A 23,158-nucleotide genomic window follows, 5' to 3' on the forward strand; every position below is an offset into this window, starting at 1 on the left:
ACCCGGTGGTATCCAACCCACGAATAGCAGTGTGCAAGCCGACGACTGTATTTTTGTCCCGTGCCGAGCCGTTTAGCCCCTGTATGCAACGGTGTGCTTGACAGATTTGTTCATAGCAGAATTTATAGGTTTCACGCTATACATTAGCCTTATCTTTCCCGCTGAAACGGATACCGTCCTTATCAGGACGGCGAAGCCGTTTCCACTTGGAAAGCCCGGGCGTTGCTGTGCTTTGGGCTTTGGGCAAATTCAATCGCTTCTGGAAAAGGTCCAACCCTGCAGCCATCCTAAACAATGATGAAAACGCCCGATCGACGTTATTGAACGGCTTTGGCTAAAGGCTACGCTGCTTTACGCCAATTGCCGAGGGGATAAGCTGAGGACTCCTTAAAGGAGCTGCAAAGGGGAATTGCTTAAACGAAGTATTGCTGGCCCCGCGCCGGCATTCCCCTCTAATTTATCACAGAAAAGGATATCTTCCTTGCTTAAGTAGGCGTTTTTCTTATATAAGTCCAGCCCGCAAGTAAGCTACAGCCCGAAATGAAAGGTAGAAGTGCCTTTGAACCCGGCGCACGCAGGCTGGATGGCGGAAGGAGAGGCAGAAGTGCCTTGAGTATCTGCGCCGCGCCTCTGCCTGGCAGGAACGTGAACCGGCAAACGTTAAGATTGTGTGACATGCGTGATATTACCTGACATTATCAATTGTTTTTTTCACTTTTCTCTTTCCAACATAGGTCTCTTTATCTATAATGTTACATAACGTAACATAAAGATCGTATGGATTTTCAATATATAAATTTAATAAAAGGAGGGGTGGCTATGCATCTTACGGTTGAAGAAGCGTTGTCCATTTATCCTTTGTCCGAAGCGAAGCTGATTGCCGGTTCGAAGGGCAAACACCGGATTATCAAATCTATTAATGTGATGGACGCCCCGGATATTTCCGATTGGATCAAAGAGGGCGAAATGCTGCTTACAACAGCATATTTAATTAAGGACAGCCTGGAGGATGCTTCGGCCCTGCTGCAGACCTTGAACCGGCGCGGCTCTGCGGGACTCGGCATCAAGCTGGGGCGCTTCTGGAACGCAGTGCCGGAGAAGCTGATTGCCGAAGCGGAGACGCTGAATTTCCCGCTCATTGAGCTGCCTTTCCAGTTCACCTTCTCCGACCAGATGAACGGTCTGTTCCGTGCCGAGCTTACGCGCAGCACCAGCGTGCTGCAGGGGATTATGGAGAAGCAGCGCAAGCTGATGCGGTTCGCCCTGCGCTCGGGGCGCAGCCGCCCGCTGTTCGAAGCGGTGTCGGAAGTGATTGAGCATCCGCTGGCCGTGATCAGCGCCCGTGGGGATGTGGTGTTCAATAATTCGGACAATACCGCGCCGCAGCTGCTGGAGGGCTGGCCTTGGCAGATACGGAATCAGCGCTTCCGCAGCGCCGACCGGACCGGGTACAGGATTCCATTGATGCAGGGGGACAAGTGCTCCGGCTATCTTTTATATTGCTCAATTGATCCTTTGCTGCTGCCTGTGGAAGAGAGCTTATTCGTCCAGGGCGCCGAGCTGATATCCTACCACATTCATTCCGGGTATGAAGATTATTTCGAGCATGCGGAGCACAGGGAGTTCAGCGGACTTCTGCGGCGCTGCCTGAATGGCGGAATGTCCTGCGGCGAACTGGCCCAGGCTGCCTCCAAGCTGGATGTGGAGCTGCTTCAGGCTCCGTTCCAGCTCATGCTTACGGATACAGCCGCCTCCGGAGATGCACGCCAGGGTGAGCTGCTGCGCCTGAAAGAGGAATATCTGGAGCAGCCGCAGCTGCGTGAGCTGAATGGAATCCACGTGATGATGAACGAAGGTCTGGTATCGCTGTATCCGGCTGGTCCGCATAGTCCCGAGCAGTTTCGGGAGCAGGTCAGCGCCTGCTTTGATAACCTGAAATTTGATAAAGGCTATTATCCCCGGGCCGCGCTCAGCAGCTCCAAGGTGAAGCCGGAAGGGCTGAAGGAGGCTTTTGCCGAGATTAAGGAATGCATGGGCATGCTCCAGCATTGGGGCGCGCACGGAAATGTTGTGCATTACCGGCAGCTTGAGCTGGACCTGCTGCTTGGTCAAATACCGGCGGAAACGATGGAGAAATACTGCAGCAGCAGCCTGCGCGGTCTTCAGAGCCGGGAGCCGGAGTATGTCAGGGAGATGCTGCACACGCTGGAGGTCTATCTGGATAATGACGGCCATGTGAATGAGACGGCCAAAAAGCTGTTCATACACCGCAATACCGCCACCTACCGGATCGAGAAGCTCAGCGAGCTGCTGGATGTGGATTTCAAAAAAATCAATGATCTCATGCGGCTGAAGCTGGTATTTATTTTCCGCAGAATGCTGGAGCGTGAATGAGCATGGGGCCTGTCTTTTTCAGCAGCTGCATCATCCGAGCCGATACAGCAGGATCTGACACGGAAATCGCGGATTTTCAGTTTTATGTGATGAATTATCACATATTTTAAGGATAATTAGGGGTATTCTAGTGCGTTCAGCACAAAAAAAACAGCAGTTCTTATAAAATGGCACAAACGTATGTTATATAAATTTACGTGGACGCTGTGTCTCAGTATAGTAGAGATACATTAATGGCTACAGCTATTATGAGAGATTTACTGGAGGAGGAGAATTATGAAAAGAAGGGGTCAGGCAGTTATTTTCAGCTTCGCATTAATGTTCCTGCTGGCGGTGGTTTTGGCAGGGTGCGGAGGCAACAATAATTCGGGCACCAATGCCGCTACAGAAGCTCCGTCAGCATCGAATGCGGGAACAACAACAGAGGCAACGGCAACCGCAGAGCCGGCAGCAGAGAAGCCGACAGTTGCTTTTGTCTACATCGGACCTCCGGGTGACGGCGGTTATACGTACCAGCACGACCAGGGCCGCCTGTATATGGAGCAGGAGCTTGGGATCAAAGCGGACACTGTGGAGAATGTCCCGGAAAGCGCCGATGCTGAGCGCATTATCACGGAGCTTGCCCAGAATCACGATATCGTATTTACAACGAGCTTCGGGTACATGGATTATACCCTTAGTGTGGCCCAGAAATTTCCGAATGTGAAATTCCTGCATGCATCCGGCTACAAAACAGCTGAAAACATGGGGACATACTTCGGCAAAAACTATCAGGCCAGCTATTTGTCCGGCATCGCAGCCGGCAAAATGACCACGAAGAATCACCTTGGCTATGTCGGGGCTTTCCCGATCAGCGAGGTCATCTACAATCTTAATGCCTTTACGCTCGGCGCACAAAGCGTCAATCCGGATATCAAGGTGGATGTGGTCTGGACGAACACCTGGTACGACCCTGCAACTGAGCGCCAGGCGGCAATCAGCCTGCTTGATAAAGGTGCGGATGTGCTGCTCGCCTACCAGGATTCACCTGCAACCCTGCAGGCAGCGGCTGAACGCGGCGCATTTGCCGGAGGCAACGACTCCGACATGGGCAAATACGCACCGGACAATTATTTGACCAACCCTGTATGGAACTGGGGACCTTACTATGTGAAGGCTGTACAGTCCGTTATGGACGGCACCTGGACCAGCGAACAGTATTCCGGGGATATGGCTGATGGTATGGTAGATCTCGCTCCGTTCGGCAACAAGGTTCCGGATGATGTGAAGACGCTCGTGGAGGATGCCAAAGCCAAAATTATCAGCGGAGAGCTGGATGTATTTACCGGTCCTATCTCTGATAACCAGGGCAATATTCAGGTTCAGGAAGGCCAGACGCTGACCCTTGAAGAGATTCTGTCCATGAACTGGCTTGCCAAAGGCATTGAAGGTACAATTCCGAAATAAGCGCTGAACCAAGTGTATACTGCAAGGCCTTATGGGTGGGGCGGGTTCCGTACAGCGGAGCCTTCCCCACCCGTACTACAACATAAGGAAAGGAGCATTCCATAATGCAGGACCCTTCGGTTGAGATGCGCGGGATTGTGAAGAAATTCGGTTCTGTAACGGCAAGCGATCAAGTCGATTTTTCGGCAAATGCGGGTGAAATTCACGCGCTGCTTGGAGAGAACGGAGCAGGTAAAAGCACGGTCATGAGCATGCTCTCGGGTGTGTACAGAGCGGATGAAGGCGAAATTCTCCTTCATGGCCGGCCGGCCAAAATCCGTTCCCCCAAAGATGCTGCTGCACTTGGCGTCGGCATGGTATTTCAAAACTTCAGACTGGTGCAAAGTCTCACGGCAGCGGAAAACATCGTGCTTGGCGAAAAATCGTCTTTCTGGCGTGGAAGCAAATGGATTAAGAATAAGCACAGGGAAATTGGGAGTCTGGCAGAGCAGTTCGGGCTGAAATTCCCGGTGGACCGCCCGATCTGGCAGCTGTCCGTCGGCGAGCAGCAGCGCGTTGAGATCGTCAAGACGCTCTACCGCGGCGCGGATATTATCATTCTGGACGAACCGACCTCTGTGCTTACGCCAGGCGAGGTGGAACAGCTTTTTGCAACACTGCAGGTAATGAAGCAAGCCGGCAAGACGGTCATCATGACCACGCATAAAATGAAGGAGGTCATGGCTTCCTCTGACCGGATTTCGGTTATGCGCAAAGGGAAAATGATTGCGACGCTGGTTACTGCCGAGACCGGCGAGCTGGAGCTGGCGCGTCTGATGGTAGGCCGTGAGATTGAAATCACCCGCCAGGAGCGTGAGGCTACGACCGGCGAGCCGCTGCTGATTGTCAATAATCTGGAGGTCGCTGCCGATCATGGCCGCAAGGCGCTGGACGGCTTGTCCCTGAAGGTGCGGGAAGGCGAGATCGTAGGGGTTGCCGGGGTTGCGGGCAATGGACAGAAGGAGCTGGCAGAGGTGCTGACAGGGCTTAGAACCTGGAGGAACGGTGAGATTATATTTGATGGCAAACCGGTCAAAACAGCTTCGGTAAGGGGGGCTATTGACGCCGGAATCTCCCATGTGCCGGAGAACCGCATGAAGAGCGGTCTGGCCGGACGCCTGGGCTCCGTGGATAATCTGCTGTTCAAGTCCTACCGCAGCAGCGAGCACTCCAAGTTCGGTTTCCTGAAGGCGGCCAAAAACCGTTCCTGGTCGCAGGAGCTTGTGGAACGCTTCAATGTGAAGACACCGGAGCTGGATACGCCGGTGCAGCAGCTGTCGGGCGGCAATCAGCAAAAGCTGCTGTTCGCCCGTGAGGTCAGCCACCAGCCGAAGCTGATGGTCGCCGTCCATCCTACACAGGGTCTGGATGTAGGGGCTACAGCCGGTGTGCATGAGCTGCTGATGGAGCTGCGCGCTTCAGGCAGCGGCGTGCTGCTGATCTCGGAGGATTTGGATGAGCTGCTGCAGCTGTCCGACCGGATTCTGGTAATTTACAATGGTTCGATTATAGGCGAGAGCGATCATGAGCAAGCGGACCGGGGGAAAATCGGTCTGCTGATGGCCGGTATCCGGAACAAGGAGGCAAGCGCCGTATGAGTCCCAAAAATGCAAGCGACACCGTGCTGCTGAATTCCGCTCCGGCCAAACCCGGCACACGGCTCCCGATGCGGCTGGAGTATGACGCGAGCCGCACGAGGTCACCCTGGTGGTCGCCGATTCTGTCTGTGGTCCTTGCGCTGCTGCTCTGCGCAGTGTTCATAGCTGCCAACGGCATGAGCCCGATAACTGTATACGAAAAGATGTTCCGCGGGGCCTTCGGCACCTCCTACGGCTTCACTGAAACGATGGTAAAGGCAATACCGCTGCTGCTCTGCGGGCTTGGGATTTCCGTCGCGTACCGGATTTCCGTGTGGAACATCGGCGCGGAAGGCCAGTTGACAGTCGGGGCGATGGCGGCTACGGCAGTTACGATATATTTTCCCGATCTGCCTTCATTCTGGTCAATTGCACTGATGCTGGTATTCGGAACGGCCGCCGGAGCGCTCTGGGGACTGATGACTGCAATTCCGCGGACCCATTTCGGCGTCAATGAGCTGATTACCTCTTTGATGCTGAACTATGTGGCTCTGCTTGCGCTGGATTATGTGGTGTTCGGGCCATGGAAGGACCCCGCAGGCTTCAACTTCCCGGGTTCCCCGATGTTCACCGCCGCCCAGTCGCTGCCGGTGCTGGGGACCACCAGACTGCATATCGGGCTGGTATTTGGCCTGGTTGCGGTAGCCATTTATTATCTGATGATCAAATTCACCCGCTGGGGCTATGAGCTGCGTCTCATCGGCGCCAATCCCACGGCTGCCCGCTACGCGGGAATTCATATCAAGAAGCATATTATTATTGTCATGCTGATCAGCGGCGGCCTGGCCGGCATTGCCGGGATGGCTGAGGTCTCCGGGGTTACGCATAAGCTGATGCAGGGAATCTCGCCGGGATACGGCTATACTGCGATTATTGTCGCCTGGCTTGCCAAGCTGAATCCGCTCGGCCTTATCGTCACCTCGATTCTGTTCGGCGGCCTGATCGTCGGCGGCTACAGTGTGCAGACCATCGGACTGCCTTCGTCCATTTCGGAAATGCTGCAGGGTGCGATCCTGTTTTTCCTGATTGCCGGCGATATGATCCACCGTTTCCGCATCCGCCGGAGCGCTTAGCGGCATCCTCTTAGAGAAGGGAGTTTAACCATGGATTTCACTACACAGTTATTAATAGCCGCCATCTCCGCCGGAACCCCGCTGCTGCTCGCCACGCTTGGCGGCATCCTGAATGAACGGGCGGGCATTATCCAGCTGGGGGCGGAAGGGCTGATGCTGATGGGGGCGGTGATGACCTGCATCGTCTACATCCGCAGCGGCAATCTGCTGCTGGCTCTCCTGGCCGCCGTAGCCGTCACTGCGGTGCTCGGTCTCGTTCATTCCTTCCTGTGTGTCACCTTGCGTGCCAACCAGACCATGTCGGGACTGGCGATGACGCTCTTCGGGAGCGGCCTAAGCGCTTATCTTGGCAAGTCCATCAGCGGCATTCCGCTGCCGGGCACTTCACCGAAGCTCGATCTTGGCTGGGTGAAGTCGATTCCGGTCATTGGTGATATTTTCGGCAGAATGGATTATCTGACCTGGTTCAGCCTGCTGCTGGTGCTGGCACTGCATTTGTTGATTCACCGCACCTCCTGGGGGCTGCATTTGCGGGCAGTCGGAGACAGTCCGGCTACAGCCGATGTCATGGGCATCCGCGTGCAGCTGGTCCGCTACGGCTATATCACGGCCGGTACGGTATTGATCGGTCTGGCCGGGGCAGACATGGTGCTGGCTTACGCTCCAACCTGGAACGAAGGGCTTACGGCAGGCCGGGGCTGGATCGCCGTCGGTCTGGTGATTTTCGCCAGATGGAACCCGCTGCGTGCGTTGTTCTGTGCCTATTTCTTCGGGGCGCTTGATTCGCTTGGCTTCCGTATCCAGCTGCTGGGCAGCGCCATTCCGCCGTATTTCCTCAAAATGATACCGTACGTTGTAACGATTCTGGTGCTGATGTACCTCGGTTACCGCAACCGCAACAAGCCTTCAGGCACACCGGAATCGCTGGGAACGCCGTATGTCCGTGAGCAGCGGTTCTGACTGCCCGGAGCGTGGGTTAAGCCCGCATTAATGAGATTGCCTTTTGAAGCACCCGTCCATTTTTTGCAGTTCGAACATCTAAACGACAGCGGGAATCCGCACATCCGGCGCAGATAAACAAGTAGATGATTGGATGCAGGGAATGGGCTTTTCTGTCCAATAAAAAGGATTATAATTACATTTATATAATAATATGTATTTATTTAAAGAGTGAAGGCTATGAAATGGGCCTGATAAAAGTTAAAATTAGAACTAACCATTTGAGGATAACTGAAGGAAGAGGGGAAGCCCGTGGCGATACCGCCTTTATTTTGGACGCTGGAAAAGATTAACCGAATGAGCAAGGAGGAATTTGTGGCGGCCCTCGGAGGAATCTTTGAGCATTCGCCTTGGGTGGCAGAGGGGGCTTATGACCATATTCCGTTTGAGTCTGCTGGGCAATTGCACGGCATCATGCTCGAAACGGCGCGGAATGCGGAGCGCAGCCGGGTAGAAGCGCTTCTTCGTGCACACCCTGATCTTGCGACCAGAATGCAGGTCAGCCCGCTGTCGGCGGCAGAGCAGCAGGGAGCGGGCCTGGACCGCCTGGCCTCTGAAGAATTTGCAAGGCTTACGGAGCTGAATGCAGCGTATACGGAGAAGTTCCGGTTTCCCTTTATCCTGGCTGTACGCGGCAAAGATAAGGATGACATCATTCAGGCCATTGCAGAGCGCGTGAACCGCACACAGCAGGAAGAGTGGGACCAGGCGCTTGCCGAGATCGGCAAAATCACCGCTTTCCGGCTGAAGGATCTGATACAGGATGAGGGTGTGGAGCTGTAAGGCCCGGCCATGCGGGAAGAAGGCGCAAGGACAATAAAAAGCGGAGGTGCCCTGCCATGACGGAAACTGGAATACAAGCTGTACAGGCAAGCGGCAGAAAAACATATGTATTGACGGCAGCCGCCGATCCGCTGCATATACGCAGAGGCTGCCCCATAGACGGATTCAGCCGGAAAAGGGTGCTTGAAGCATGAGCGGGCGCCTGACGACTCATGTGCTGGACCTGTCGCGGGGGCTGCCGGCCGCAGGTATGAAGCTGCAGCTCTGGAAGCTCGCGGATGGAGCGGGCGTGCTGCTGCGCGAAGCGGCTACGAACAGTGACGGCAGGCTGGATGCGCCGCTGCTGGAAGGCGCGGAGCTTGCGCCGGGCTGCTACGAGCTGCTCTTCATGGCCGGGGATTATTTTCGCGGCAGCTCTCCGGAAGGATTGGGCAGCGCCGCGCAGGGGGCGAACCAGAACGGCCGGGAGGGTTTTTTTCTCGAACAAATCCCGATCCGGTTCAACATTGCCGGCACATCAGAGCATTATCACGTTCCGCTGCTTGTGGCTCCAGGGGGATACAGTACCTACCGGGGCAGCTGAACAGGAGCACAATAAATGACCGGAGGTGAACGGTTCATGGAGGAATCATATGAGCTTATTATCAGAAATGGGGATGTCGTGCTGCCCGGAGAAGTGCGCAAGCTGGATGTGGGAGTAAAGGATGGAAAGATCACTGCGCTGGGCCTGGGGCTGCAGGCTGCTGCGGAAACCGCGGTCATTGATGCCGGGGGGCAATATGTGCTGCCGGGAATGATCGATATGCATGTCCACTTCAATGAACCGGCGTTCGGCCATTGGGAAGGCTTCCGCAGCGGCTCGGCTGCTCTGGCGGCAGGGGGCTGCACCTGTTATGCGGATATGCCGCTGAACGGCAATCCTCCTACGGTGAATAAGGCTGCGCTTCAGCTGAAGGCGGACGCCGCTTCCGGAAACTCCGCAGTGGATTATGTGCTGTGGGGCGGACTGGTGCCCGGCAATCTGGAGGATTTGGAGGAGCTGGCCGCGGCTGGGGTGACCGGCTTCAAGGCTTTTATCTCCAATCCCGGCGGCTTCGGTGAAGGGCGTTTCCGTGAGGTGGACGATGAGACGCTGTATCAGGGAATGCAAAAAATCGCCGGGCTGGGCGGTATTCTCGCCCTGCACGCGGAGAGCGAGGACATCACGGCTGTGCTGTCGGCGGCTGCCGCCCGCAGCGGGAAGACCGGGGCGCGCGATTTCGCCGCTTCCCGGCCGGAGGCAGCGGAGCTTGAGGCGGTATCCCGGGCGCTGCTGTACAGTGAGCGTACCGGCTGCAGACTGCATTTCGTGCATATCAGCACCGCAGCCGCGATTGAAATGATTCACGAAGCCAAGCTGCGCGGGCTGGATGTGACAGCGGAGACCTGTCCGCACTATCTGACACTTACTGAAGACAGCATGGAGCAGCTGGGGCCGGTAGTCAAATGCGCTCCGCCGCTCCGCAGCCCGGAAGAGCAGGAGAGGCTGTGGGAGGTGTTGGCCGGGGGCCAAATCGATCTGATCGCTTCCGACCATTCGCCCTGCCCGCCGGAGCTCAAGCTTGATCCTGATTTAACATTCTTTGAGGCCTGGGGCGGCATATCGGGAGCACAGAGCAGCCTGGAGCTGATGTTTCATGAAGGCGTTCATGTGCGCGGCCTGCCGGTCAGCCAGATCTCCGCCCTGCTGTCGGAGCTGCCTGCACGGCGTTTCGGGCTTAATCACCGCAAAGGCTCGATTGCCCTTGGACTTGATGCCGATCTGGTGCTGCTGAACCCGCAAGCTTCGTATACGCTGGCTGCGGAGGATCTGCTCTACCGGCATAAGCATAGCCCGTACACCGGAATGACCTTATCCTGCAAGGTCACGGCGACGATCTGCCGGGGAAATGTAGTTTACACAGCTGACCAAGGCGTGATCCTGGCAGACGGGGGAGAGTGGCTGCGGACTTATCAGGGGCAGCCGGTCCTATGAATAAGAAGCTGCCTCTGATCCAGGTTCCGGCTGAAGGTATGCAGCTCCTGCTGGAGGAGCTGGCGGCGTTCAGCGCCCCGGGACCGGGGGTTACCCGGCTGCTGTATACGCCGGAATGGAGCGGGGCGCAGCATTTTTTGCAGGAAAAAATGGCTGGGCTCGGGCTGGAGGTGCATACGGATTCCGTCGGCAATGTCTTTGGACGGCTGAACGGATCACGGCCATCCGATAGCGTGATTCTAACCGGCTCGCATATAGACACCGTTGTGAATGGCGGCAAATATGACGGGGCTTACGGTGTGGCTGCAGCGGTCACTGCGCTGCATTATTTGGCGGAGACCTTCGGGCCGCCGCTGCGGACGCTGGAGGTTGCCGCCTTCTGCGAGGAGGAGGGAAGCCGCTTCCCGCTGACGTTCTGGGGCTCGGGAAATGTGACGGGCCTGTATGACGGGACCGGAGCGGAGTCTATCGCCGATCCGGAGGGGGTTACGCTGGAGGCGGCGATGGAGGCCTGTGGTTTGGGAAGCCGGGAAAGCCGGACTGATGGTGCGGATCAAGCTGGCGGCGGCGTCAAGGTCTCCCGGAGAAACGACATCGGCATGTATATTGAGCTGCATATCGAGCAGGGCATTATTCTGGAGCAATCGGAGCGGCAGATTGGAGTGGTTCAGGCAATCGTCGGGCAGAGACGGTTCACCGCCAGGGTGACAGGAGGCGCCAATCATGCCGGAACCACGCCGATGGGACTGCGGCGGGATGCGCTTGCCGGTACTGTGGAGATGCTGTCTGCACTGGAGAGGTCCGCTTTGGCGGCGGGAGATCCGCTGGTGGCAACCACCGGCAGGCTGGAGGTTATTCCGGGTACGCCGAACGTAATCCCGGGAGAAGTGCAGTTCACGCTGGATATCCGCCACAGTAAGGCGGAGCAGCTGGAGAGCTTCTGTTCCTCCATCGCTGCGGAATTCGGAGCCGTTGCGGCGCGGCGCGGGCTTGAGCTTGAGCTTGTGCCGGCACTGGCTACTTCTCCGGCTCCGATGAACCAGGCGCTCTGTGAAGCCCTAGAACAAATCTGCCTGGAGCAGGGGAGGAGCTTCCGCAGTATGGTGAGCGGAGCGGGGCATGATGCCCAGCTCTTTGCGGTGCAATGTCCTGCGGCGATGATTTTTGTGCCCAGCCGGGCGGGGATCAGCCATTCGCCGGAGGAGTATTCTTCGCCGGAGGAGCTGGCAGGCGGGCTGAATGTGTTGACGGCATTATTATATAAGCTTGCCTATGAGGCAGGATGAACCTATAGAGGGAGAGATGTTCATGAAGCGGTACGAAGATTTATCGCCGTCCCTGCGGTGCATTATGACCCCTGGACCGGTAGAGGTCGATCCGCGTGTGCTGCGGGCAATGTCTTTTCCGGTACTCGGACAGTTCGATCCCGAATTTACGGACATTATGAATGAGACGATGGGAATGCTGCGCGGGCTGTTTGCCACAGGCAACAGGTGGGCTTTCCCCGTGGATGGCACCTCGCGCTCCGGCATCGAGGCGGTGATGGTCAGCCTGATCGCTCCGGGCGACCGGGTGCTCGTTCCGATCTTCGGACGGTTCGGCCATCTGCTGCATGAGATTGCCGAACGCTGCGGCGCAGAGGTATTCACGATTGAAAAAGCCTGGGGCAGTGTGTTCACACCGGAGGAAGTCATCGCGGCCATCCGAAGCTTCAGGCCCGATGTGGTCGCCATCGTTCATGGCGAGACTTCGACAGGCCGGGTGCAGCCGCTGGCGGAGATCGGGAAGTACTGCCGCGGGCACGATGCGCTGCTGATCGTGGATGCGGTCGCCACCATTGGCGGCGTGCCGGTGGAGACGGATGCCTGGATGCTGGATGCCGTAATCGGCGGCACGCAGAAATGCCTGTCCGTCCCTTCGGGCATGGCGCCTGTTACTTACAATGAGCGCGCCGAAGCCAAGCTGATGAAGCGCAAGCAGGTGGAACGCGGACTGCGGGCCGGCGGAGAGCTGCACAGCGAGCTGCCGGCGGTGCGCAGCAATTACTTCGATCTGGGCATGCTGCAGGATTATTGGAGTGAACAGCGGCTGAACCACCATACGGAGATGACCTCCATGCTCTACGCACTGCGGGAAGGCCTGCGGCTCGTGCTGGAGGAAGGGCTTCAGGAGCGTTATGCGCGGCATGCCCTGCACGAACGGGCGCTGGCCGCCGGACTTGCGGCAATGGGCTTGAAGCTGTATGGAGACCCGGAGAGCAAGCTGACGGTCGTGACCTGTGTGCTCATACCGGAAGGTGTGGATGGCGAATCGGTGCGGGCAATGCTGCTGAACCGCTTCGGCATCGAGATAGCCAGCTCCTTCGGCCCGCTCAAAGGCTTGATCTGGCGCATCGGCACCATGGGCTTCAGCTGCCGCGGGAATAATGTGCTGCGTCTGCTTGGAGCGCTGGAGGCTGCGCTGCTGCGGCATGGCTATGCGGTTCCGTGCGGACTTGGTGTCCAGGCGGCGCTTGATGTATACGAGGCGGAATAAGCAATCCGGTTGACGCTGTGAATCTCTGATAAATACTGAAACTACACAAAAGCGCCTGGATGTCGTTAGCCGACTCCGGGCGCTTTTGTGCCGGAAGAACTCAAATGAAGCTAAAACCTGAAGCGGAAATCGGTTTTTGAGGCTTACTTCTGTACCTCCAACCTCGCGTCCGCTGATTTGGTTGTTGCGGATGGCAACAAGCGACTGGTCCAGATTCTGGACATCGTTCAGAACGATTTCGCTCTTCTCTCCGAGCACCTCTGCGAGGAAGTCCACCAGCGGGATGTATCTGTTTAATAATGCATCGTGATCAGGCACTTAGAAAGCCTCCTAAAATATTATTCCGTCTTCCTTCAAGAATTTCCGCCGTTTTTTATCGGCTGCCGAGTATGCTTTTGGTCGCTGTTGTTTAGGCCTTTGGAGGGCTTTTATCCCTATCCAAAGGCCTAAACAACGGTTTTTTTTATTTTCGGGCTATAATTTAACCATTTCATCACATTTAGAAACATATTTTTATAAAATTTTAATGAAAAACATTAACAAACCGCAAAAAATAGACGATAATAATTTTAAATTAATTAAAATTATATGAATATCGTGATGCTGACAAGGTACTGAAAGCCCAAATATGAGGAACGGGGTGTATGAAATGATGAGATTGGATACACAGGACATCGTGAATATCACCAGAAAGCAAATTTCCGCGATTTTTAAAATGGAGCCGGTTGAGCTGAGATTCGTCAATGATTTTCAGGGTGAGCAATATCTGCTCACGAATGACAAGCTGCATCTCAGCAACCAGCACTATTGGGCCAAGGTGATGGACTGCGTCTTTGACAACCATACCCGTCCGGTTTTGATGTGCGAGGTGCTGTACTTCCTGAGGAGCGAATTTTTGGAGAGCGACATCAAGCTCCGTTTTTCCTATGATTTTGCAGAGGGAGCATTTGGTGAGGCAGTTGCTTCAGCCGAGGTCAGCTTCAATGATTCGCCTGAACTGCAGCCGGGAGAAATTGCCGAATTGATCGATTTTGCGCTGTCCCTTCAGGATAAGCAGTGGTTCGAGGAATTGACCGCCAAATATAAAATGTTGACGGCATGAGGCTCGCATTCATTCATGGCATCGCTCCGGAAACAGGCTGACAAGCCGCTCCATTCGCAATCCTTTATGCGGACGGGCGGCTTGTTTTAGGTTGTCCGGCATACGCGGAGAGCATCAGGCCCAGCCTTGAGCGTGTCTTTCTACCAGCTGCGCCAGGAAGCTGAGCCATTCTCCATTGTCATTCAGACATGGGGCGGCAACAAGCTCTTCCGCCTGTCCGCCGCCTGCTGCGAATTGCTCCCGGCCTTCGACGGCCAGCTCATGCAGCGTTTCCAGGCAGTCGGTGGTAAGTCCCGGGGAGAAAATCAGAGGTCTGCGGATGCCGCGTCCGGCCAGCCCCTTCAGCACTTCAGCGGTAGAGGGGCCGATCCATTCCTCGCGTCCGAAGCGGGATTGAAACGCGGCCTGCCAGCGCCCGGGTTCCCAGTCCATGGACTCCGCAAGCAGGCGTGCGGTTTCCAGGCACTGCAGCGGGTACGGGTCTCCGGTATCGGCATATCTGCGCGGGATGCCATGGAAGGTCAGTACATAATAATCCGGCGCGGAGCTTAAGCGGCTTAGCTGCCGCAGAAGATGCTCCTTCATTGCCGAGATGTAGCCGGGCTCATTATAGTAGGCTTCCATGAAGCGCAGCGCAGGCACAAAGCGTTTGGCAACCGGGCCGCTGGCGCTGCGGCGTCCGAGGGCGGCAAAGCTTGCGGCATCGTAGACCGAAGCGGTTGTTGTAGAAGAGTATTGCGGGAAGAGGGGAGCAACGATCATCCGTGTCACGCCGGCCGCTTCCAGCTTGGATACCGCCTGCTCCATGCCTGGCGTGCTGTAGGCCAATCCAAGCTCTACCTGATAGCGGCTGCCGAGCAGACGCTGAAGACCTGTGCGCTGCTCCAGCGAATGGAGCAGCAGCGGCGATCCGCCATTCTGCCAGATTTGGCTGTACAGCCGGGCTGAACGGCGCGGCCTCACGCGCAGAATAATTCCCCTCAGCAGCGGCTGCCAGAAAAGCGGTGAATAATCAATAATCCTGCGGTCTGACAAAAAACGGCGCAGGTAGGGGCGGACCGCCTTGGCAGTAGGCGCTTCGGGAGTTCCAATCTGGGCAAGAATCACTCCGATGGGAGGGGGGTTCGGCATGGCAGGGGCTCCTTCCAACAACTTGACATCGTTCTAAAATATCACATCCTTGATTGTGAACACAATATAGGGAATCACAGGAATCTCTTAAGACGGTGTAAATGGAAGGAATTTATAGAAATAAAAAGCATGTCTTTTGTGTTAATTCCGAAATAGTGATGTTTCTTATAGGGTGTGTGATTTTGTATACAGAGAAGTGCAGGATAAATTTGATACCATCAAGCCAGAAATTACCGCTGGCAGACTTGAATCCTTTTATGTGAAACATTTCACCCCTTTATGTGAAAAGTTTCACCTTTTTCAGAAACGTATAAATGGATGCATCTTTTCGTACACGGGATGGGTCGCGCAGGAACGGGAAAGGGGGGATGACCTCTTAGGTCTTATGAAGACACAGGTGGTTCTTCGTAAGAACGGAAGAGAGATAATTATGGAAAAGCTTGGATTTGCAAGGTTACATACTACTGGGGATATGGTAAAGGAGAATACTCATTGAAAAAGTTAATTTCTTTGACAGTCAGCGCAGCTTTGCTGCTCGCGCCACTCGCGTATACGATTAATGCGCCTGCTCTGAATCTGAAGGTGGATGCGGTTTCAGCAGCTTCGGAGGAACCGCCGGCAGCCACCGCCAAACCGGCGGCAACGCCAAAGCCGACAGCTAAGCCAACCGCCAAACCAACGCCAAAACCAACGGCCAAGCCGGCGGCCACAGCCAAGCCGACGGCAACCGCCAAGCCGGCGGCAACGGCCAAAGCTACCGCCAAGCCGGCGGCAACTGCCAAGCCGGCCGCTACCGCCAAGCCGGCTGCTACGGTTAAACCTGCCCCTACCGCCACTCCTGTGACAGTGAAGCAAGCCGTGTATCAGGACGGAGTGTATACAGCTTACGGCAATGCGTACTCCAAAGGTACTGAAGGGGCAACAGTCACTATCAAAGACGGCAAAATTGCCGATATTGAGCTTCTGAGAACCAATCCCAAGATTATCGACAGAAACGCAAGCGAAAATTACAGCGGCGTTTGGGTTGCTTACGGATTGATGAAAGACAGACTGCTAGGCAAAACAAGAGACGGCGCAGCGGCAGTGGATGCCGTATCCGGCGCAACCCGCACCAGCGACGGCTGGAAATTGTCGGTAGACAGAGCGTTCCAAAGATCGCTGGAAATCAAACCTGCGGATGCCGCTTATTTCGACGGCGACCACATGGGTGTGGACCCGGAAGGCAAATATGCCGTATTCGCAAGCTATGATGCCAATGAGCTTACTGCGGTTAAGCTGTATCCGCTGACTGCAGCCGGTGATTTCGCGGATGAAAAAGCCTACACTGCAGAACAAACTGCAGCGATTGCGGCCATTACTCCCGTACTGCTTGCAAACGGTTCTTCCGCACAGCCGGTAGCCGGCTATGAGGCTGAATCCAAGGCTGCGATCAACGCTTTCTGGGATGCGGAACAAAATGCCTCCATTAACAATACTTCCGCTTACATTGACGGATTCTACTCTTCCTACGGCACTGCTAGAAGCGTGGGCGTAGAGAGAGCCGATGTGGTCATCCGCAACGGCAAGCTGGTTGACGTGAAGCTGTACAGACTCGGCACCAACCTGATTGACAGAGGCGCAACCGCTTATGCCGAAGTCGTTAAGGCCAATGCGCCCATGACTGCTAAATTGCTTGCAAACGGCTCTTATTTCGCCAATTATGATGAGAAGATAGACGGAATCTCCGGCGCTACCGAAAGCAGCCACAGCTGGAACGAGGCTGTAGAAAGAGCTTTTGAGAAGGCGCTGAAGGTGCCGGCTCCAGGCGAGTATTTTGACGGCAAATTTGCCGGAGTAGACAATGCCTCCAAGATTTTCCTGCTCGTTGACGTTGAGGCAGACCAGGTAACAGGCATCAAATTGAGCTTGTTCGGAGCAGACGGCAAACTGATTGCTGACGATAAGCTGACTGCCGAACAAAAAGCTGTGGTTGATCAACTGACTGCAGGACTGCTCGACAAAGGCGTGCAAAGCCCTGATGTTACAGGTCAGGAAGCCTTGTCGGCAGCGGCAAGAGCAGCACTGGCAGATGCATTGGCCAATGCTTCCAAAGAACAGGGAGCCTATAAAGACGGCACCTTCACTGCGTATGGCGATGCTTATGACAAAGGATCGAACAAAGCAGATGTAACCCTGCGCAACGGTAAAATCGTGAGTGTCGCCCTTTCCCGCGTAGGCATGAATATGGTAGACCTGGGCAAAAGCGCTTATGCCGAGGTTCAAAAAGCCATCCCTCAGCTGACTGCCAGCTTCCTTGCCGCAGGCACAAGAGAAGGCGTACAGGAAGCTGATGCGGTATCCGGTGCAACCAGCAGCAGCAATGCATTGAAGGCTGCGGTGGACAGAGCTTACGGCAAGGCTGAAGTTACGGAAGAGAGCAAAGCGGCTTACTTTGACGGAGCATTCATCGGCGTAAGCACCGACAAGACTGTAAATGTAATGGTATATGTTAAATACGGTGTTCCAGTGAACATGGTAGTGTACTATCTCGACGCTGCGGGCAAAGTAAAACCGGCAGCCCAATTAACCGATGCCGAAAAAACGGTTAAGGCTGAGATCGAAAACACATCCACTGGCTACAGCTTGCATAAGTACGGTTACCGTGCAGCGGCATTCGGCGATAGTGATGCCGAGAAGCTGGTTTCCGCCAAAGCTGTAGAAGCGATCAAGGTCGCTCTGGAAGCAGCAGGCAAATAATTTTCCCGATTATCTATAAGGGGTTGTCCTTGGGTCATGCAAATGGCCCGGGATAACCTCTTTTTCTTGTTTTGGAAATTATGAATTACTTTAACCTTGGATAAGGTGTGTATAAAGTTGGGGATAAGTTGAAAATGTGGTCATCGTGCTGAACCTGCGGGTTGCGCTTTGCAGGAGGAACAGCGGAATTTGAGGAGCTAACCGGAATCGCGGGGTGAGGAAGTGAAGTACAATGGAGTGAAGTGGAATTAGTGAACTTAAAGGGCGCTTGGGAAGAATTAAGCTCACTTTTTCCACTTGGGTGGAACGCCGGGCCGGTTGAGACAACCTTAAGCCTGAAATCAAAGACGGCTGAGCTGTCAATGAAGGACGCATAGGCCGGTGTGGAAGCGCGGAATCAGGGGCTACCTGGATTGCTGTCGGAACAGGCGGACGCGGGTAAAAACGGCTTATGGTGGGACGAGACATAAATAGAATTAGGAATCGTATAGTAATTTAGAGGGATTTCGGAGGTGAATGTCTAAAGTTTAATATACACAACGGGCTTTTGGCCTGTTAGTAATGGGAGGCTCCAAAATGACGCTAATTAAACAGCTATCTCCACAGGATGAATTTGTCGGCTTTTATCTGCTGCGAGAGCTGGCAATCAAACAAACAAACGGTACTCCTCCAAAGGATTATTTTGATATTGTTCTGGGCGATTCCAGCGGCCAAATCTCGGCCAAATTTTGGGATGTAAGCACGGCGGATAAGGAAACCTTTTTCCCGATGGCGCTGGTGAAGGTGCGCGGGGTTGCGCATACCTATCGCGAGAAGCTTCAGGTTAAGGTTACCAAGATCAGACTTGCCAATGATTCGGACAACGTTTCACTGACTGATTTTATAAGGTCCGCGCCGATCCGGCCGGTGGATCTGATTCATACGATTAAGGGCGTTATGTCAAGTATCACCGACCCGGAAATTGCGGCAATCGTATCCTTTTGTGTAGGCAAAGTAGAAGAGAAATTAATGCATTATCCGGCAGCAAAAACCCATCATCATGCTTATTTCGCCGGTCTTGCTTATCATATGGTGCGGATGCTGGAAATCGGTGAATTCCTCTGCAGGCAGCGGCCATTCCTGAATCCCGATCTGATGAAGGCGGGTATTATTCTGCATGATATCGCCAAGCCGGAGGAGATGATCTCCCAGTTCGGAATCGTGTCTGATTACAGCGTGCAGGGCAAGCTGATCGGCCATATTTCCATGGCCTCGAACTGGATTACCGAGGCGGCGATTCGCTCCGGCATAGATTTGGAATCGGAAAAGGTGCTCGGCCTGCAGCATCTGGTATTATCCCATCACAACCTGGGCGAATGGGGCAGCCCGGTTCAGCCGCAAACGGCCGAAGCGGTGGCGCTGCATCATATTGATGCAATGGATGCGAAGCTGCAAATGGTAGAGGATGCGCTGGACACAACGCCGGAGACCGAGGAATGGACGCCGTTCATCCGGGGGCTGGAGAACAAGGCTGTGTACCGGATGAAAATCTAGATCTATTTAAGAGACAGTGCCTGCATTTCAGGAGTCTGCCGTAGCTGGGCAGCAGGAAGAAACCCCCGGTCCGTTCGCCTGGACCGGGGGTTTTGTGTGCGGATAATGCTGAAGGCCAGTGTAAGATTAGAAGAAGCTGCTCGAGGTTGAGGTGCTGCCAAAGCTCTTTTGGCCTTGGGAGGAAGAAGAGGCCGGCAGACTTTTTGTATCGGAAAGCTTTTGGGCGGCCGGCTTTTTATGGGCCGGCTTTTTGGCTGCTTTCTTGGGCGGGGATTTGAATGGCGTGTAGCCGCCCGCATACATCGTTCCGGCCTTATACCCTTGGCTGCCGGCCAGCAGCAGGGGATCGGTATGCTGCTCGCGTTCCATCAGCCTGAGCAGTATGGCGGCTGCCGCTCTGGCATCATCCAGCGCATCGTGATGCTTCAGGCTGATCCCGAAATGCCGGGACACCACATTCAGCTTATGGGAGGGCAGCTCCTGAAGCATTTTTTTGCCGAGCAGGTAGGTGCACATGTATTGAAAATCCGGATAGCTGAAGGCCGCACGGTCCAGGCAATAACGCAGGACACTCATATCAAAGGCAGCATTATGCGCGACTACAACCTCTCCATGCAGCAGCGGCTCAAGCGTCGGCCACAGCTCGTTGAATGTAGGCTTTCCCTCCACCATTGAGGGGGTGATGCCGTGAATCGCAATATTCATGCCGTCGAACCGCTGCTGCGGATCAATCAGCCATACATGCTCTGCACTGACTATGCCATCTCTTACCTGAACAAGCCCCAAGGCGCAGGCGCTGGAGCGGCTGGAGTTGGCCGTTTCAAAGTCAATCGCTGTAAAATTCATAGGTAAAGCCCCTTATCTTTCATATAAGGTTAATATTAAAGTAGTGGGTGCCCAAATACAATCTATTAAATGAATAAAGGGAAGTTGGTGGAGTCGGGGATTCCGGCTTTGAAGCGGCAGATATCGAGGATACAGCCTGTGCCGGGAATATGCAAAGGATACCTCCCCTGACCACCGGGAGGTATCCTTTGTGTGCCTGCACTATTTCGAAGTTACTTACTGTCTCCAGCCTTGCGGCTGCGGAGGCGTTCCAGCTCGGCTTCGACGGCGCTGTTCAGCGGGGATTCAGCAGCTTCGGGGGAAGGATATCCCAAGCCTTCGGCCTGTGCTTCCCATTCATTGATTTTGTCTTCCATCCGTTCGAAGCCGCGTGAGGCGGCGCCGGCGTTCAGGATCTGTCCGGGATTGCCCGGATAAGCAGAATAGCTGCTGCTGCCGGCAGAACGCTTCAGCTCAGACGCTTTACGGGCGCGGGCTGCCAGCTCGGTTCTTTTGGCCTTGAGCCGTTTGTGCTCTTCCCTGGCATTCAGGAGGCTGCTCTCCAGCACCGCAAGGGCTTCGCGGGTTTCCTCCAGTCCCTGGCTGCATTCCTGGATGCTGTCGGTGTAGCGCAGTTTAGCCATGACCGCTGCTCTGGCCGCAGGCTCATTGCCTTCGCCCATGGCTTGTACGGCCTCTGCTTCGCTCCGCTCGGCCAATACTTTATTTTCGTAAATACGCCGCTCCAGAACACTGGCTGCCGATTTGAACTCACGCTGCTTGTTTTCGGCATTTGCAATTTTTTCCTCCAGATCCCGCAGATATTGTCCGGTCAGCAGTACCGGGTCCTCCAATTTATTCAGGCCTTCGTGGATTGCCGCTTTGGTCAGGGTTGTAATTCTTTGAAAGATGCTCATGTTTATTTCTCCTTTTTTTGTTTGATTTGATTGTTACCCGGGATTAATAATGCTCGTAGCCATCCGGGTAGCTGTTGTAAGTTTCCTTAGGCACCAGAATGCTGGCCAGAATGTACAGGAACGCTACAGTGCCGAAGCTGAACAGTGAAGTGGCGACCACCAGCAGCCTGATGATGGTGCTGTCGATGTTAAGGGAACGGGCCAGACCTCCACAGAGGCCGCTGATTTTTTTGTCTCTTTCGGAACGGTATAATTTTTTCATAATCTGATCTCTTCCTCTCCAATGGGTTAAGCTGGATAGCAGGTTGCTCTAGCCGTTGTCTATGTGTTCATTGTAAAGGTATTGGCGATGCTGTAAAACGGCCTGAAGACTGTTCTTGATTCCCGACTTTAGTCGGGGATGGCCTCGGCAGTAAGGCGGGGCAGCAGCCTGGTGAAGCCAGAATGAACGGGCCTCCCTTGTCCACGTCTTTTCATTGTTTAACACAACCTGTCAACTTGTTAATTCCTACTTAACATTGGCCGCCTATACTGTACGATACCGGATCATATCCGCATTCTATTCACATCAGGACAAGGGAGGAGCACATGGGAATCCATAAATATTTCCGCTCTCTGAACGAACTGGAACGCATCATCCGCTGCCCCGGCAAATTCAAATTCGAGGAGCACAGCGTAGCGGCCCATTCCTGGAAGGTTGTGCAATACGCCAAAACCCTGGCCGACATCGAGGAAAAAAACGGCGCAGCCATTGACTGGAAGAAGCTCTACGAGATTACGAGCAGCCACGATTACGGGGAGATTTTTATCGGTGATATCAAGACTCCGGTCAAGCATTCCTCGCTCCAGCTGCGCTCTCTGATCCAGCAGGTGGAAGAGGGAATGGTCAACAACTTCATCAAGGAGCATATCCCCGAAGAGTTCAAAAGCATCTTTTACCATCAATTGCGCGAAGGCAAGGATGAGTCCATAGAGGGACTGATTCTGGAGGTTGCCGACAAGATGGACCAGGTATATGAGGCTTTTGCCGAGCTGCAGAGGGGGAATACGGAGAAGGAATTTGTGGTGATGTACCGCAATGCCCTGATCAAGATCAAGAACATTGATCTGAAATGTGTCGAGTACTTTCTGGCGGAGATTCTGCCGGATATGGTAAATGAAGAGACGGTTTCTTCAATTAATATCAGACAGATCACGGAAGAGGCGCTGGCCCTGTAGGAGGAGCCGGGCACTCTTTTTTTAAAAGATAAGTTAAGATGAACAAAAAAGGCCAGCTCACATTTGCAGGGCGTAGGTTAAAATGGAAGCAAGAAACCCCATTTCAGAGCTACAAGCAAAGGAGCTGGTTGAAATGAATTATACCACAAAATATGCCGGATTGGATGTATCGAAAGAAACCATAGCGGTGGCGGTGGCGGAAAGCGGCAGAGACGCCGCCCGCTATGTGGGAGCGATCAAACACGAAGCTGGAGCGATCCGCAAACTGCTGAAACAATTGGGAAAAAAGGAAGATCTGGAGGTTTGCTACGAGGCCGGACCGGCGGGATGCGTTGCGGCTCTCGGAGCTGCTACGGGCCGGGGAACGGAGCGGAGTCTACGTGCCGAGCGCGGAAGATGAAGCGCTGCGGGATCTGGTGCGGGCGCGGGAGGATGCCCGGGAAGATCTGCACCGGGCGAAGCAGCGGCTACTGAAGTTTCTGTTGCGGTACACGATCACACCGCCAGCGGGAATCAAGCGCAGATGGACCAAACGCTACCGGCTGTGGCTGGAGGGGCTGGAGCTGGAGCTGGAAGCGCAAGCGATCACGTTTCGGGAATATCTGCACGCAGTAAAAGAAGGAGAAGAGCGGCTGAAGCGGATTGAAACCGGACTTTTGGAACAAGCCGCCCAGGGGGCGAACGGAGCATGGGTCCAAGCGCTGCAAGGGTTGCGTGGAGTGGCGTTCGTGACGGCGGTGTCGCTGGTGGCCGAAATCGGCAGCTTCCGACGCTTT

21 protein-coding genes and 1 pseudogene are annotated in these 23,158 nt (G+C 54.6%); 17 read left to right on the forward strand and 5 right to left on the reverse strand.

Going from position 1 to position 23,158, the window contains the following annotated elements:
- Nucleotides 1–819: 819 nt before the first annotated feature.
- The 11 genes from HYD27_RS30735 (at nucleotide 820) to HYD27_RS30785 (ending at nucleotide 12,920) form a co-directional block, all read left to right on the forward strand.
- Complete coding sequence (locus tag HYD27_RS30735) at nucleotides 820–2,394, forward strand: PucR family transcriptional regulator (RefSeq protein ID WP_219221597.1); 1,575 nt, start codon at nucleotides 820–822, stop codon at nucleotides 2,392–2,394.
- A 276-nt stretch (nucleotides 2,395–2,670) separates the two neighbouring features.
- Complete coding sequence (locus HYD27_RS30740; protein WP_219221598.1) at nucleotides 2,671–3,840, forward strand: BMP family ABC transporter substrate-binding protein; 1,170 nt, start codon at nucleotides 2,671–2,673, stop codon at nucleotides 3,838–3,840.
- A 104-nt stretch (nucleotides 3,841–3,944) separates the two neighbouring features.
- A complete protein-coding gene (locus tag HYD27_RS30745) occupies nucleotides 3,945–5,477 on the forward strand; it encodes an ABC transporter ATP-binding protein (RefSeq protein ID WP_219221599.1) in 1,533 nt (510 codons plus the stop codon).
- Nucleotides 5,474–6,589: an ABC transporter permease gene (locus tag HYD27_RS30750; RefSeq protein WP_219221600.1), complete on the forward strand. Its 1,116-nt coding sequence runs from the start codon at nucleotides 5,474–5,476 to the stop codon at nucleotides 6,587–6,589. The genes HYD27_RS30745 and HYD27_RS30750 overlap by 4 nt, the downstream gene beginning before the upstream one ends.
- Before the next feature lie 30 nt (nucleotides 6,590–6,619).
- Nucleotides 6,620–7,549, forward strand: a complete 930-nt coding sequence (locus HYD27_RS30755) for an ABC transporter permease (protein WP_219221601.1) — start codon at nucleotides 6,620–6,622, stop codon at nucleotides 7,547–7,549.
- 291 nt (nucleotides 7,550–7,840) lie between these two features.
- Nucleotides 7,841–8,371: a 2-oxo-4-hydroxy-4-carboxy-5-ureidoimidazoline decarboxylase gene (gene uraD / locus HYD27_RS30760; protein WP_309242154.1), complete on the forward strand. Its 531-nt coding sequence runs from the start codon at nucleotides 7,841–7,843 to the stop codon at nucleotides 8,369–8,371.
- A 56-nt stretch (nucleotides 8,372–8,427) separates the two neighbouring features.
- A complete protein-coding gene (locus tag HYD27_RS30765; RefSeq protein WP_219221602.1) occupies nucleotides 8,428–8,565 on the forward strand; it encodes a hypothetical protein in 138 nt (45 codons plus the stop codon).
- On the forward strand, nucleotides 8,562–8,954 hold the full coding sequence (gene uraH / locus HYD27_RS30770) for a hydroxyisourate hydrolase (RefSeq protein ID WP_219221603.1): 393 nt from the start codon (nucleotides 8,562–8,564) through the stop codon (nucleotides 8,952–8,954). The genes HYD27_RS30765 and uraH overlap by 4 nt, the downstream gene beginning before the upstream one ends.
- A gap of 15 nt (nucleotides 8,955–8,969) precedes the next feature.
- Nucleotides 8,970–10,385 carry an allantoinase gene (locus tag HYD27_RS30775; protein WP_228745440.1) on the forward strand — a complete coding sequence of 472 codons (1,416 nt, stop codon included), beginning with the start codon at nucleotides 8,970–8,972 and terminating at the stop codon, nucleotides 10,383–10,385.
- Nucleotides 10,382–11,671, forward strand: a complete 1,290-nt coding sequence (locus HYD27_RS30780; RefSeq protein WP_219221604.1) for a Zn-dependent hydrolase — start codon at nucleotides 10,382–10,384, stop codon at nucleotides 11,669–11,671. Before HYD27_RS30775 ends, HYD27_RS30780 begins: the two co-directional genes overlap by 4 nt.
- Before the next feature lie 22 nt (nucleotides 11,672–11,693).
- The gene (locus HYD27_RS30785; protein WP_219221605.1) at nucleotides 11,694–12,920 is read left to right on the forward strand and encodes a pyridoxal-phosphate-dependent aminotransferase family protein; all 1,227 of its coding nucleotides are present in this window, start codon (nucleotides 11,694–11,696) and stop codon (nucleotides 12,918–12,920) included.
- An 18-nt stretch (nucleotides 12,921–12,938) separates the two neighbouring features.
- Here the strand turns inward: HYD27_RS30785 and HYD27_RS33040 are convergent.
- Nucleotides 12,939–13,238: pseudogene (locus HYD27_RS33040) on the reverse strand (PAS domain-containing protein); the annotation flags it as partial.
- Nucleotides 13,239–13,569: 331 nt separating this feature from the next.
- Between HYD27_RS33040 and HYD27_RS30795 the strand changes: the two are divergent.
- A complete protein-coding gene (locus HYD27_RS30795) occupies nucleotides 13,570–14,022 on the forward strand; it encodes an IDEAL domain-containing protein (RefSeq protein ID WP_219221606.1) in 453 nt (150 codons plus the stop codon).
- Nucleotides 14,023–14,136: 114 nt separating this feature from the next.
- Here HYD27_RS30795 and hemH read toward each other — a convergent pair whose 3' ends face one another.
- Complete coding sequence (gene hemH, locus HYD27_RS30800; RefSeq protein ID WP_219221607.1) at nucleotides 14,137–15,153, reverse strand: ferrochelatase; 1,017 nt, start codon at nucleotides 15,151–15,153, stop codon at nucleotides 14,137–14,139.
- A gap of 492 nt (nucleotides 15,154–15,645) precedes the next feature.
- On the opposite strand from hemH, the gene HYD27_RS30805 reads away from it, so the two are divergent.
- Nucleotides 15,646–17,889: an FMN-binding protein gene (locus HYD27_RS30805; RefSeq protein WP_219221608.1), complete on the forward strand. Its 2,244-nt coding sequence runs from the start codon at nucleotides 15,646–15,648 to the stop codon at nucleotides 17,887–17,889.
- 576 nt (nucleotides 17,890–18,465) lie between these two features.
- A complete protein-coding gene (locus HYD27_RS30810; protein WP_219221609.1) occupies nucleotides 18,466–19,422 on the forward strand; it encodes a 3'-5' exoribonuclease YhaM family protein in 957 nt (318 codons plus the stop codon).
- A 126-nt stretch (nucleotides 19,423–19,548) separates the two neighbouring features.
- On the opposite strand, the gene HYD27_RS30815 is transcribed toward HYD27_RS30810, so the two are convergent.
- The 3 genes from HYD27_RS30815 to HYD27_RS30825 form a co-directional block, all read right to left on the reverse strand.
- Nucleotides 19,549–20,268 (reverse strand): 3'-5' exonuclease, encoded by a 720-nt coding sequence (locus HYD27_RS30815; RefSeq protein ID WP_219221610.1) that lies wholly within the window; start codon nucleotides 20,266–20,268, stop codon nucleotides 19,549–19,551.
- A gap of 212 nt (nucleotides 20,269–20,480) precedes the next feature.
- Complete coding sequence (locus HYD27_RS30820; protein ID WP_219221611.1) at nucleotides 20,481–21,164, reverse strand: PspA/IM30 family protein; 684 nt, start codon at nucleotides 21,162–21,164, stop codon at nucleotides 20,481–20,483.
- A 43-nt stretch (nucleotides 21,165–21,207) separates the two neighbouring features.
- Complete coding sequence (locus HYD27_RS30825) at nucleotides 21,208–21,426, reverse strand: PspC domain-containing protein (RefSeq protein WP_219221612.1); 219 nt, start codon at nucleotides 21,424–21,426, stop codon at nucleotides 21,208–21,210.
- 326 nt (nucleotides 21,427–21,752) lie between these two features.
- On the opposite strand from HYD27_RS30825, the gene HYD27_RS30830 reads away from it, so the two are divergent.
- The 3 genes from HYD27_RS30830 to HYD27_RS30840 all read left to right on the forward strand — a co-directional run.
- The gene (locus HYD27_RS30830; protein ID WP_219221613.1) at nucleotides 21,753–22,382 is read left to right on the forward strand and encodes a YfbR-like 5'-deoxynucleotidase; all 630 of its coding nucleotides are present in this window, start codon (nucleotides 21,753–21,755) and stop codon (nucleotides 22,380–22,382) included.
- Nucleotides 22,383–22,515: 133 nt separating this feature from the next.
- On the forward strand, nucleotides 22,516–22,782 hold the full coding sequence (locus HYD27_RS30835; protein ID WP_219221614.1) for a hypothetical protein: 267 nt from the start codon (nucleotides 22,516–22,518) through the stop codon (nucleotides 22,780–22,782).
- A partial coding sequence (locus HYD27_RS30840; RefSeq protein WP_483874582.1) for a transposase occupies nucleotides 22,715–23,158 on the forward strand: 444 nt, incomplete at its 3' end. The genes HYD27_RS30835 and HYD27_RS30840, both read left to right, overlap by 68 nt.

The sequence above is a fragment of the Paenibacillus sp. S150 genome, from assembly GCF_019352175.1.
GTDB lineage: Bacteria > Bacillota > Bacilli > Paenibacillales > Paenibacillaceae > Paenibacillus_AQ.

Excerpts from the sequence above, each read along its gene's own strand:
- HYD27_RS30750 (WP_219221600.1), top strand. The coding sequence starts at position 5,474 with ATGAGTCCCAAAAATGCAAGCGACACCGTGCTGCTGAATTCCGCTCCG.
- HYD27_RS30755 (WP_219221601.1), top strand. The coding sequence starts at position 6,620 with ATGGATTTCACTACACAGTTATTAATAGCCGCCATCTCCGCCGGAACC.
- uraH (WP_219221603.1), top strand. The coding sequence starts at position 8,562 with ATGAGCGGGCGCCTGACGACTCATGTGCTGGACCTGTCGCGGGGGCTG.
- hemH (WP_219221607.1), bottom strand. The coding sequence starts at position 15,153 with ATGCCGAACCCCCCTCCCATCGGAGTGATTCTTGCCCAGATTGGAACT.
- HYD27_RS30835 (WP_219221614.1), top strand. The coding sequence starts at position 22,516 with ATGAATTATACCACAAAATATGCCGGATTGGATGTATCGAAAGAAACC.
- HYD27_RS30740 (WP_219221598.1), top strand. The coding sequence starts at position 2,671 with ATGAAAAGAAGGGGTCAGGCAGTTATTTTCAGCTTCGCATTAATGTTC.
- HYD27_RS30820 (WP_219221611.1), bottom strand. The coding sequence starts at position 21,164 with ATGAGCATCTTTCAAAGAATTACAACCCTGACCAAAGCGGCAATCCAC.
- HYD27_RS30735 (WP_219221597.1), top strand. The coding sequence starts at position 820 with ATGCATCTTACGGTTGAAGAAGCGTTGTCCATTTATCCTTTGTCCGAA.
- HYD27_RS30830 (WP_219221613.1), top strand. The coding sequence starts at position 21,753 with ATGGGAATCCATAAATATTTCCGCTCTCTGAACGAACTGGAACGCATC.
- HYD27_RS30775 (WP_228745440.1), top strand. The coding sequence starts at position 8,970 with ATGACCGGAGGTGAACGGTTCATGGAGGAATCATATGAGCTTATTATC.
- HYD27_RS30785 (WP_219221605.1), top strand. The coding sequence starts at position 11,694 with ATGAAGCGGTACGAAGATTTATCGCCGTCCCTGCGGTGCATTATGACC.
- HYD27_RS30795 (WP_219221606.1), top strand. The coding sequence starts at position 13,570 with ATGATGAGATTGGATACACAGGACATCGTGAATATCACCAGAAAGCAA.
- HYD27_RS30765 (WP_219221602.1), top strand. The coding sequence starts at position 8,428 with ATGACGGAAACTGGAATACAAGCTGTACAGGCAAGCGGCAGAAAAACA.
- HYD27_RS30810 (WP_219221609.1), top strand. The coding sequence starts at position 18,466 with ATGACGCTAATTAAACAGCTATCTCCACAGGATGAATTTGTCGGCTTT.
- HYD27_RS30825 (WP_219221612.1), bottom strand. The coding sequence starts at position 21,426 with ATGAAAAAATTATACCGTTCCGAAAGAGACAAAAAAATCAGCGGCCTC.
- HYD27_RS30780 (WP_219221604.1), top strand. The coding sequence starts at position 10,382 with ATGAATAAGAAGCTGCCTCTGATCCAGGTTCCGGCTGAAGGTATGCAG.
- HYD27_RS30745 (WP_219221599.1), top strand. The coding sequence starts at position 3,945 with ATGCAGGACCCTTCGGTTGAGATGCGCGGGATTGTGAAGAAATTCGGT.
- HYD27_RS30815 (WP_219221610.1), bottom strand. The coding sequence starts at position 20,268 with ATGAATTTTACAGCGATTGACTTTGAAACGGCCAACTCCAGCCGCTCC.